Here is an 11023-nt window from a genome sequence, read left to right on the forward strand (position 1 = left end):
GGAGTTTGAGAAGCGACCCCGGCGCCCCACCCCCGCGGCGCCCGCCGCCGCCCCGCCTCTGCCCGCCACGCCGTACCTGCTGGCCACGCCACCGGATACCGGCGAACGCCGTCGCGCCACCGAGCGCAAGACGCGCTGGCTGCGCCTGCGCTGCGACCAGCAGCACTACGCACTGGAACTGCTCAAGGTGCAGGAGGTGGTGCGCCCCGCCACCCTGCTGCCGCTGCGTGGCGCCGCACCGCACATGCTGGGGGTGATGAACCTGCGCGGCCAGGTGGTGCCGGTGATCGATCTGGGCCTGTACCTGGGCCGCCGCGCCGTCGAGGTCGACGCCACCACCCGCATCGTCGTGCTGGAGGAGCATGGCGAGATCCTGGGCCTGCGCGTCACCGCGGTGGAGGACGTGGCCAACCTCACCGACCAGCAGATCGAATCACCCGACAACGCCCGCGTCGGCCGCATGTCCAATCCCCTGTTCCGCGGCGTGGCCAGGCTCAACGACTGCGCGGTGATCCTGCTGGATGCCTCGCGGATACTGCAATGAAGCGAGAAGCATGCGGAGAGGAGTGAGGAATGGGTAAAGGCTGAGCGTGCTTTCGCTCACTCCTCACTCCTCTCCACTCGCCCCTGTATTTCCCCACACCCATCACACATTCACATCCATCGCTCAAGACCGGCCCCACCGCGCCGATACCCCACTAGAGCCGCCTTTCCGGAGACACGATGAGCGCTGTGCCCCTGGGTGACGACCTCGGTATCGAGGCCGCCACCGACCTCAAGCAGCACCTGGCCCCGCATATCGCGCAGCCGGGACCGCTGGTGCTGGATGCCGGCACCGTGCAGCGCGTGCATACCGCCAGCCTGCAGGTGCTGTGCAGCTTCGTGCGCCAGCGCGAGCAGGCCGGCCTGGCGACCGATTTCAGCGCGGTCAGCCAGAGCTTCCGCGACGCCGCGCGCCTGCTGGGCCTGGCGCCGCAGCTGGGTCTGGCCAACGACAACGAACACAACACGCAACAAGTGGAGAACGCCGCATGAGCGCACGCATTCTGGTAGTGGACGATTCGGCCTCGATGCGACAGATGGTCGCCTTCGCCCTCAGCTCGGCGGGTTTTTCGGTGGATGAAGCCGAAGATGGCCAGGTGGCGCTGGGGCGCGCACAGGGGCAGAAGTTCAATGCCGTCGTCACCGACGTCAACATGCCCAACATGGACGGCATCTCGCTGATCCGGGCGCTGCGCGGCCTGCCGGACTACAAGTTCACGCCCATGCTGATGCTGACCACCGAGTCGGCCGCCGACAAGAAGGCCGAGGGCAAGGCCGCCGGGGCCACCGGCTGGCTGGTCAAGCCGTTCAACCCGGAACAGCTGGTCGCCACCGTCCAGAAAGTCCTGGGCTGATCCTTCCTCCCTCCCCGCTCCGCCTCCCTTACGACCGCACCAGGGCATCGTCGCCATGAACATGGACATGCAGCGCTTCCACGCCACGTTCTTCGAAGAAAGCCGTGAAGGGCTGGAGGCGATGGAAGCCGGGCTGCTGTCGCTGGAACAGGGCAGCCGCGACGGCGACCTGATCAACTCGATCTTCCGCGCGGCCCACTCGATCAAGGGCGGGTCGGCGACGTTCGGCTTCGATGCCATCGCCGGCCTGACCCATGTGCTGGAGACGCTGCTGGACGAACTGCGCGCCGGCCAGCGCGCCGTCAGCCCGCCCGCGGTCGACGCCATGCTGGCCTCGGTCGATGTGCTGCGCGCCCTGCTGGCCGAAGCCGAACACGGCACGCCGGCCGATCCCGCCGCCGTGCAGGCCATCAAGGACCGCCTCAACGCGGTGCTGGCCGGCCAGGAAACGCCCGCCGCTCCAACGGCCGCCGCGGCCACGAAGACCGACGACACGCCGGAAGGCTGGAAGATCGGCTTCACCCCCGCACCGTCGCTGTTCATGAGCGGCAACGATCCGCTGCGCATCCTGCGCGAACTGGAACACCTGGGCCCGCTGGACATCGCCTGCCGCATGGAACGCCTGCCCGGCTTCGAGCAGATCGATCCGCTGGAAGCCTACCTGGCCTGGGACCTGGGCCTGATCGGCAAGGTGCCGCGCAGCGCGGTGGACGATGTGTTCGCCTGGGTGGTCGACGACTGCGAGCTGGACATCCAGCCCATGCAGCGCAACGCCGTGCCGGTCGACGCCGTCGCCGTGGCCGCGCAGCCCGCGACGGCGGTGGTCGCCAGCGGCACGCAGGCGCCTGCCACGGCCGCCGCGCCGGCGGCCAACGATGCCGCCGAAACCTCCATCCGCGTCAGCGTCGACAAGATCGACGGACTGATCAACCTGGTCGGCGAACTGGTCATCACCCAGGCCATGCTGAAGCAGGTCTCCGGCATGCTCGACCAGGCCCAGTGCGAACGCCTGTTCGCCGGCCTGGACCTGCTTGAGCGCAATACCCGCGACCTGCAGGAAGCCGTCATCGGCGTGCGCATGCTGCCGGTGGATGCCGTGTTCCGCCGCTTCCCGCGCCTGGTCCGCGACCTGTCCGCGCGCCTGGGCAAGCAGGTGCGCCTGCGCACCATCGGCGAAGGCACCGAACTGGACAAGGGCCTGATCGAACGCATCGCCGATCCGCTGGTGCACCTGGTCCGCAACTCGATCGACCATGGTCTGGAAATGCCCGATGTGCGCGCGCAGGCGGGCAAGGACGAGACCGGCACCATCACCCTGGCGGCCTCGCACCAGGGGGGCCACATCGTCATCGAAGTCAGCGACGACGGCCGTGGCCTGAATCGCGAACGCATCCTCGCCAAGGCCGCCGAGCGTGGCCTGGCCGTACCCGAGAACCCCACCGACGCACAGGTCTGGGACCTGATCTTCCAGCCCGGCTTCTCCACTGCCGAAGCGGTCACCGCCCTGTCCGGTCGCGGCGTGGGCATGGACGTGGTTCGCCGCAACATCCAGGCGCTGGGTGGCGAAGTGCAGCTGGAAAGCGCCGCCGGCCACGGGACCCGCGTGGTGATCCGCCTGCCGCTGACGCTGGCCATCCTGGATGGCATGGCGGTGTCGGTCGGCGATGAAACCCTGATCCTGCCCCTGACCTACGTGCTCGAGGCCCTACAACCGCAGGACGAGGACGTGCGCACGGTGGCCGGCGACGGCCGCGTGCTGCGCGTGCGCGGCGAGTACCTGCCCATGGTCGCGCTGAACGAGTACTACCGCTACGGCGCCGCGCGCAGCGAAGACCCGCTGGTGGTGGTGGTGGAAGCCGACGGCCAGAAACTGGCGCTGGAAGTGGACGAACTGATCGGCCAGCAGCAGGTCGTGGTGAAGAACCTCGAGAACAACTACCGCCGCATCGACGGCATTTCCGGCGCCACCATCCTGGGCGACGGGCGCGTGGCGCTCATCGTCGACGTGGGTGGCCTGGTCCGCGCCCGCCGGATGCAGCAGGCGGCCTGATCCTCCCTCGCATGTCCGCTCCATCGCGCCCTCCGCATGGATGGCGCCCGGCGGCGCACGCCTCTACCCTACTGGTAAACGCATGAAGTACATCCTCTCCAGCCTCGCCCTCTCCCTTCTCGCCGTGCATGCAGGCGCCCGCGCCGACGACGGCGAGGCCAAGCTCGCCGCCTGGCCGCCGAAGATCACGTTCGCCGGCGGCACCGAGCTGAGCCTGGGCGGCAACCTGCAGTACGACGCCGCCACGTTCTCGGGAGAAGGCTATGCCGGTGCCGCGATGGAGGACGACGACGCCTGGCGTCGCCAGGAGATCGGCCTGACCCTGCGTCGCAAGGGCGTGTACGACTTCGGTGCGACCTTCGACTTCCAGGCCAAGACCTGGAGCGACGTGGCCCTGCGCCTGGAGACCAAGGCCCTGTTCGGTCGCGATGCCGGCAAGCTGCGGATCGGCCAGATGAAGCTGCCGCTGGGCTTCGAGGGCAATACCGGAACCCGTCACGTGTCGATGATGGAACCGTCGCTGCCCACGCAGGCGTTCTACCAGAACCGCCGCAGCGGCATCGACTGGGCGTTCGAGCGTGAGCGTTACATCGCCAACGTCGGCTACTTCTTCGAGTCCGACCTGCAGGGCAACAACAAGGGCGACACCGCCGCCTTCCGCCTGGCGTGGACGCCGCGCAAGGCCGCCGGCGACGTGCTGCACCTGGGCATCGCCGCGGCGCAGGAGCGTCCCGACAGCGAGGTCAACGGCCTGGGCGTGACCGTGCATCCCAGCGTGCGCTGGCGTGCCAAGCCGGAAGCCACGCTCACGCCCTACCGCTTCGTGGACAGCGGCACGCTCAGCCGTGTGGACCGCATCGACCGCACCGGGCTGGAAGCGCTCTGGATCCGCGGCCCCTGGTCGCTGCAGGGCGAGTATCTGCGGCAGAAGACCACCCGCGAGCTCGGCCTGCCCTCCTACTCGGCGGACGGCGGCTATGTGCTCGCCAGTTGGCTGGTGACCGGCGAATCGCGCGGCTACAGCGGCGGCAACGTCACCAACCCCAAGCCAAAGGGCCACTACGGTGCCGTGGAACTGCTGGCCCGCTACAGCCGCATCGACCTGGACAGCGACGGCATCGCCGGTGGCCGCGAACACAACTGGACGCTGGGCGCCAACTGGTACATCACGCCGTACTTCAAGTTCCAGGCCAACTACGTGAAGAGCGATGCGACGCGTGGCGCGCTTTCCGCCGACCCGTCCGTGTTCCAGCTACGCGCGCAGATGCATTTCTGATACTGCATTCCGCCTCGCCCGCGCAGCCGGTCACGGTCTGCGCGGGCATTCGGTCGACCCGCAGGTAAGCGCGCTTACCTTCCCGCCGAACGGTCATTCAGAACTGTCACATTCCGCCGTTACTCCGGAACAGACATCGCACCACGAGCATGGACCGCTGCTTCCCCTGATGCGCTGGTCCTACCCACCGAACGCTATCGAGATCGACTTCATGTTCAAGCACCTCAAGATCGGAAAACGCCTGGCCATCGGCTTCGCCGTCCTCGTCCTGCTCATTGTCGTGACCGGCGCCTTCTCCGCGCAGCGGATGGGTGTGGCCCAGGACGTCGTGGTCGAAATCACCAACAAGGAGGTGCCTGCCATCCGCGATCTGGGACGCCTCGCCACGATGCTGGCCGAGTACCGCGTCAGCGAACGCGGCCTGGTCGCCAGCTACCAGGACCCGGAGAAGGTCGCCGAGTACACGGGTGAGATGGTCGCGGGCGGCAAGGCGTTCGACGCGCTGTTGAAGACCTACGGGACCAGCATCTCGGACAAGCAGGAGCAGGAACTGTATCAACAGATGCTGGCCAAGTCGGCGCTGTACTTCGACAACAGCCGGCTCCTGATGGAGTCGGTCAAGGTCGGCGACCTGACGCCGGCCAGCGGCGCAGGCGACCTGCGCCAGGCCGTGGCGGACACCGTCGCCAAGATGCTGGACAACAGGATGAAGGAACTGGACAGCGCTGTGGCTGCCCAGCAGGCCGGCTACAGCACCAATATCAAGGCCATCGGGCTGCTGGTGGTGGTGGCAATGCTGCTGGCCATCGCGGCGGCAGTCCTGATCACGCGCTCGATCGTGCGCCCGATGGCCGACGTCATGGGTGTCGCCGACGCAGTGGCGCGAGGCCAGCTGGATCGCCAGATCGTCATCGACGACCGCAGCGAGCTGGGCGACCTGCTGGGCTCCATGCAGCGCATGCAGACGCAGGTGAAGGCGGTCATCGCCGCGCAGGGCGAGATGGCGGCACGCCATGACGAAGGCCGGATCAGCTACCGGATGGACGACACTGCGTTCCCCGGCGAGTACGGCCGCATGGTGCGCGACACCAATGCGCTTGTCGCTTCGCACATCGCGGTGAAGCTGCGCCTGGTGGAAGTGATGCAGCGCTACGCCATCGGCGACCTGTCCATCGACATGGATCGCCTGCCGGGCGAGAAGGCCCAGCTGACCCAGGCCATGGATGCGACCAAGGCCAATCTGTCTGCGATCAACGCCGAGATCAAGCGTCTGGCGGCCGCGGCTGCATCCGGCGACTTCAGCCAGCGTGGCGACATCGACAAGTACCAGTACGATTTCCGCGACATGATCGGCGGCCTGAACCAGCTGATGGAGACCACCGACGGCAACCTGGCCGAACTGTCCACCCTGCTGCAGGCCATCGCCCGCGGCGACCTGACTGCCCGCATGGAAGGCGACTTCCACGGTGTGTTCGCCACCATGCGCGACGACGCCAATGCCACCGTCAGCCAGCTGACGGACATCGTCGGCGGCATCCAGATGGCCGCGCTGAGCATCAATACCGCGGCGGGGGAAATCGCCAGCGGCAACAGCGATCTGTCGCGCCGCACCGAGCAGCAGGCCGCCAACCTGGAAGAAACCGCCGCCTCCATGGAGGAACTGACCTCCACCGTGCGCCAGAACGCGGAAAGCGCGCGCCAAGCCAACCAGCTGGCCATCGGCGCCGCGGGCGTCGCTTCGCAGGGTGGTGAGGTCGTGGGCAAGGTGGTCACCACCATGACCGACATCGAACAGTCGTCGAAGAAGATCGCCGAGATCATCTCCGTCATCGACGGCATCGCCTTCCAGACCAACATCCTGGCGCTCAACGCCGCGGTGGAAGCCGCGCGTGCCGGCGAACAGGGCCGCGGCTTCGCGGTCGTGGCGTCGGAAGTTCGCACGCTGGCCCAGCGCAGCGCGAATGCGGCCAAGGAGATCAAGGACCTGATCGAGACCTCGGTGGGCAAGGTCGCCGATGGCTCGGCGCTGGTACACCAGGCCGGCGCCACCATGGGCGAGATCGTGGCCAGCGTGCAGCGCGTGACCGACATCATGGCCGAGATCAGTGCCGCTTCGCAGGAACAGAGCGCGGGCATCGAACAGGTCAACCAGACCATCACCCAGATGGACGAGGCCACGCAGCAGAATGCCGCGTTGGTGGAGGAAGCCACCGCCGCCGCACGCAGCATGGAGGAACAGGCGCAGGCACTGAGCGAATCCGTCGCCGTGTTCAAGCTGCAGGCCGCGTCCAGCCAGCCGGTGCGCACGCCCGCCGCAGCCGCGAAGCCGGCCACGCCGCCGCGCGTCTCGCCAATGCCACAGGCCGTCGTTCGCAAGCCGGTGGCACGCAAGCCAGAACCTGCCCTCGCCGACGGCGACTGGCAGGAGTTCTGAGCAGGCCATAACGCAACTCCGCGATGGGCGACACCCGACATCGGGGAAGGCGATTGCCTTCCCCGATCTCACATTAGCGGCAGATGTGACCGCTTTCGCTTAAGCGCAACGCAGAAAAGTCGATACCGGAAGCGCAACCGGACTGTTTCCGGTGAACGCAGGTCCGACGTCACGCCTCGATGTGCCTCCTCACATCCGACCCGTCATGCCCAGACGCGGCCAGCATCATTCCACACCATGATCAAGAGAAACCCCATGAAAACCAGACACCGCCTGATCGCAACCGCGATCGTGCTCGGGTGCACGCAGAATGCGGTCGCACAGGAACGCGAGCAGATGTTCAAGCTGAGTGGCTTCGGCACCCTGGGCGTAGCCCATTCCACCGAAGACCAGGCCGACGTCACGCCGGACTTCCAGTCCGAAGAAGGCGTGGGTGCGAGCAACAGCACGTCGGCGCGCCTGGATTCCCGCGTCGCCCTGCAGGTCGATGCGACGTTCACCGACGATTTCACCGGCGTCCTGCAAGCCGTCAGCGAGTATGCCGTCACCGCCTCGTATCGCCCCGAGATCTCGCTGGCACACGTGAAATACCGCTTCTCCCCGTCCTTCAGTGCGCGCCTCGGCCGCATCACCGCACCGCTCTACATGCTGTCGGAGTACCAGCGCGTGGGCTATGCCACGCCGTGGGTGCGGCCGCCCCATGAGGTCTACAACTACCTGCTGCCCATGGACGGCATCGAAGGCCAATACACGCTGAGCGCGGGCGACACCGTCGTGGGTGTCCAGGCGTTCTACGGGAGGATCGACTCGGAAAAGGCTGAAGTCACCGCCATGCGCGGGATCGGCGTCCAGGTGGACCGCGGCGCCTCCACCTTCCGGGCCAGCCACATCCGTGGCCGCGTCTCCTACGTGACGCCTTCCATCAACCAGCTCTTCGATACTTATGGCTCACTGCCGATCCCGCAGCTGGTCGCCGCTGCCGATCGCCTCGACCCGCGTGGCACCGACGGGAGCTTCAGCGGCATGGGCTACAGCTACGATCCCGGCGCCTGGTTCGTGCGGGCCGAGGCGATCCAGGCGGACTACACCCCGTCCCTGAGCGGCAAGACCACGTCGGGCTATGTCAGTGGCGGTATCCGCAAGGGTGCCTGGACCCCTTGGGTGACGTTCGCGCACGTGGAGACCAGCGGACTCGAGCCGCCGGGCGCCCTCGACCCCATCGGGCTGCTCAACATGGCCGTGCTTTCGAACAACAACAGCCGCCACAGCTACACGGTCGGCGTGCGCTGGGACGTGCACGACAACGTGGCGCTCAAGTTCCAGGGCAGTCGTATCGAGAATCACGCCGGTTCCTTCGGTGGGTTGGGCAACGTGCAGCCGGGCTTCGAGCCAGGCCGCGGCTACAACCTGATTTCGGCATCCGTCGATTTCGTGTTCTGACCGGAGCCCGACCATGCACATGTCTCCTATCAAGAACGCGCTCCTCGCCACTGCCCTGATGTCCGCCTGTGCCCTGGCTCATGCGGGGGTGGTGGTGGTGGTGTCGGCCAAGAGCGATGTCGGTGCCCTGACCCAGGCCCAGGTCTCGCAGATCTTCCTTGCCAAGTCGCTGGCCCTGCCGGGAGGCGGCACCGCGGTACCGATCGACCAGGACGAAGGTTCCGCCGTGCGCAACGCCTTCTACCGCCAGGTCACCGGCAAGGATGCCGCACAGATGAAAGCGTACTGGTCCCAGCTGATGTTCACCGGGAAAGCCCAGAAGCCGAAGAAAGTGGCGGGCGACGATGCCGGGAAGAAGGCGGGCGCCGCAACTCCCGGCGCCATCGGCTACATCGACGCTGCTGCGGTCGATGCCAGCGTCAAAGTGGTCCTCAAGCCCTAGCCCGCATGGCGATGCCGCTTGCCGCGGCATCGCCGGCGCCAACCGAGCACTGACATGAAACGCCTTCTTGCCCTGCCCCTCTTCTGGAAGCTGCTGGCCCCTGCAGGCCTTTCGATTCTCTGCCTGCTGGCCTACCTGGCTTTCAGCACCTCCGTCTTCAAGCAAAACAACCAGCGCCTGCAGGCGGTACGCGACGTCCATTTTCCCGTGCTGGACGCGATGACGCGCAACGTCGCCGCCCTGGATGACGTGATCAACGGCCTGAACGGGGCGGCGGCGGCCGGCGACGCCGACATGCTGCAGGCGACCCGTGCCGAGGCCGAACGCATCACCGCCACCTATGCCAGGCTGCAGAAGCTCGATCCCGAGCAGGCGGCCGCCCTGGGCGATCTGCGCAAGGAATTCGATACGTACTACACGATCGCGTACTCGGTTGCGGAAGACTTCGTCAAGCAGAATCCCGACGTCGATCCTGACAAGGTCACGCGCATGGCGGAAGCTCTGGAGACCTACCGCACGCACCTGACCTCGACCCAGAAGCAGGTCGATCAGCGCTTCAGGCGGACCGTACAGACCGCCATGGACAACTCCAATCGCGCCATGCTCACCGGCATGATCCTTGGCCTGGCGGCGATCCTGGCATGTGTCGGCTTCGGCCTGTTGATGGCGCGCGCCATCAGCCGCCCCCTGAAACGCGCCATCGATGTGGCACGCGGGGTGGCCGCGGGCCATCTGGACATGGACATCCACGTCGAGCGGGAGGACGAGGGCGGAAAGCTGCTGCTCGCGATGCGGGACATGCAGCGGCAACTCCAGGCCGTCATCTCCGCCCAACGGGAAATGGCGGGCCAGCATGAAGCGGGCATGATCAGCTACCGGATGGACGAAGCGTCGTTTCCCGGCGATTACGGCGTGATGGTACGCGAGACGAATGCGCTGGTCGCCGCGCATATCGCCGTCAAGATGCGTCTGGTGGAAGTGATGCAGCGCTACGCCATCGGCGACCTCTCGGTGGACATGGAGCGCCTGCCTGGCGAGAAGGCCCAACTCACCGAGGCCATGGACGCGACCAAGGCCAATCTGTCAGCCATCAATGCCGATATCAAGCGGCTGGCCGCCGCCGCCGCCGCAGGCGACTTCAGCCAGCGTGGCGACCTCGACAAGTACCAGTACGACTTCCGCGACATGATCGGCAGCCTGAACCGGTTGATGGAGACGACCGACGGCAACCTGGCCGAAGTCTCGGAACTGCTGCAGGCCATCGCCCGCGGTGACCTGACCGCCCGCATGGAAGGCGACTTCCACGGCGTGTTCGCCCGCATGCGCGACGATGCCAATGCGACGGTGGCCCAGCTGACCGACATCGTCGGCCGCATCCAGGACGCCTCCACCTCCATCAACACCGCCGCCGGCGAGATCGCGTCGGGCAACAGCGACCTGTCGCGCCGCACCGAGCAGCAGGCCGCCAACCTGGAAGAAACCGCCGCCTCCATGGAGGAACTGACCTCCACCGTGCGCCAGAACGCCGAATCGGCCCGCCAGGCCAATCAACTGGCGCAGGGTGCCGCGGGCGTCGCTTCGCAGGGCGGTGAGGTCGTCGGCAAGGTCGTCACCACCATGTCCGACATCGAGCAGTCGTCCAAGAAGATCGCCGAGATCATTTCCGTCATCGACGGCATCGCCTTCCAGACCAACATCCTGGCGCTCAACGCCGCGGTGGAAGCCGCCCGTGCCGGCGAGCAGGGCCGCGGCTTCGCGGTGGTGGCGTCTGAGGTGCGCACCCTCGCCCAGCGTTCGGCCAATGCGGCCAAGGAGATCAAGGACCTGATCGAGACCTCGGTGGACAAGGTGGCCGATGGCTCGGCGCTGGTGAACCAGGCCGGCGCGACGATGGGCGAGATCGTGGCCAGCGTGCAGCGCGTGACCGACATCATGGCCGAGATCAGTGCCGCCTCGCAGGAGCAGTCGGCCGGCATCGAGCAGG

Annotated in this window: 9 protein-coding genes; all 9 read left to right on the forward strand. The window is 67.0% G+C overall.

The window, feature by feature from the left end; genetic code table 11:
• Positions 1–544 (forward strand): chemotaxis protein CheW (locus CSC76_RS18015; RefSeq protein WP_162111337.1); only part of this gene is annotated, 544 nt, incomplete at its 5' end.
• 179 nt (positions 545–723) lie between these two features.
• Positions 724–1035: an STAS domain-containing protein gene (locus CSC76_RS18020; RefSeq protein WP_162111338.1), complete on the forward strand. Its 312-nt coding sequence runs from the start codon at positions 724–726 to the stop codon at positions 1033–1035.
• Positions 1032–1397 (forward strand): response regulator, encoded by a 366-nt coding sequence (locus tag CSC76_RS18025; protein ID WP_055944462.1) that lies wholly within the window; start codon positions 1032–1034, stop codon positions 1395–1397. The genes CSC76_RS18020 and CSC76_RS18025 overlap by 4 nt, the downstream gene beginning before the upstream one ends.
• Positions 1398–1452: 55 nt before the next feature.
• Positions 1453–3447 carry a chemotaxis protein CheA gene (locus CSC76_RS18030; protein ID WP_162111339.1) on the forward strand — a complete coding sequence of 665 codons (1995 nt, stop codon included), beginning with the start codon at positions 1453–1455 and terminating at the stop codon, positions 3445–3447.
• 82 nt (positions 3448–3529) lie between these two features.
• On the forward strand, positions 3530–4723 hold the full coding sequence (locus CSC76_RS18035; protein WP_162111340.1) for an OprO/OprP family phosphate-selective porin: 1194 nt from the start codon (positions 3530–3532) through the stop codon (positions 4721–4723).
• A 169-nt stretch (positions 4724–4892) separates the two neighbouring features.
• Positions 4893–7157, forward strand: a complete 2265-nt coding sequence (locus CSC76_RS18040; protein WP_274382108.1) for a methyl-accepting chemotaxis protein — start codon at positions 4893–4895, stop codon at positions 7155–7157.
• 255 nt (positions 7158–7412) lie between these two features.
• Positions 7413–8597, forward strand: a complete 1185-nt coding sequence (locus tag CSC76_RS18045) for a hypothetical protein (RefSeq protein ID WP_162111341.1) — start codon at positions 7413–7415, stop codon at positions 8595–8597.
• 19 nt (positions 8598–8616) lie between these two features.
• Positions 8617–9039, forward strand: a complete 423-nt coding sequence (locus tag CSC76_RS18050; RefSeq protein WP_162111344.1) for a type 2 periplasmic-binding domain-containing protein — start codon at positions 8617–8619, stop codon at positions 9037–9039.
• 54 nt (positions 9040–9093) lie between these two features.
• A partial coding sequence (locus tag CSC76_RS18055; RefSeq protein ID WP_162111342.1) for a methyl-accepting chemotaxis protein occupies positions 9094–11023 on the forward strand: 1930 nt, incomplete at its 3' end.

Source organism: Pseudoxanthomonas mexicana, assembly GCF_010093385.1.
GTDB lineage: Bacteria > Pseudomonadota > Gammaproteobacteria > Xanthomonadales > Xanthomonadaceae > Pseudoxanthomonas_A > Pseudoxanthomonas_A mexicana.

Excerpts from the sequence above, each read along its gene's own strand:
- CSC76_RS18020 (WP_162111338.1), top strand. The coding sequence starts at position 724 with ATGAGCGCTGTGCCCCTGGGTGACGACCTCGGTATCGAGGCCGCCACC.
- CSC76_RS18025 (WP_055944462.1), top strand. The coding sequence starts at position 1,032 with ATGAGCGCACGCATTCTGGTAGTGGACGATTCGGCCTCGATGCGACAG.
- CSC76_RS18030 (WP_162111339.1), top strand. The coding sequence starts at position 1,453 with ATGAACATGGACATGCAGCGCTTCCACGCCACGTTCTTCGAAGAAAGC.
- CSC76_RS18035 (WP_162111340.1), top strand. The coding sequence starts at position 3,530 with ATGAAGTACATCCTCTCCAGCCTCGCCCTCTCCCTTCTCGCCGTGCAT.
- CSC76_RS18040 (WP_274382108.1), top strand. The coding sequence starts at position 4,893 with ATGCGCTGGTCCTACCCACCGAACGCTATCGAGATCGACTTCATGTTC.
- CSC76_RS18045 (WP_162111341.1), top strand. The coding sequence starts at position 7,413 with ATGAAAACCAGACACCGCCTGATCGCAACCGCGATCGTGCTCGGGTGC.
- CSC76_RS18050 (WP_162111344.1), top strand. The coding sequence starts at position 8,617 with ATGTCTCCTATCAAGAACGCGCTCCTCGCCACTGCCCTGATGTCCGCC.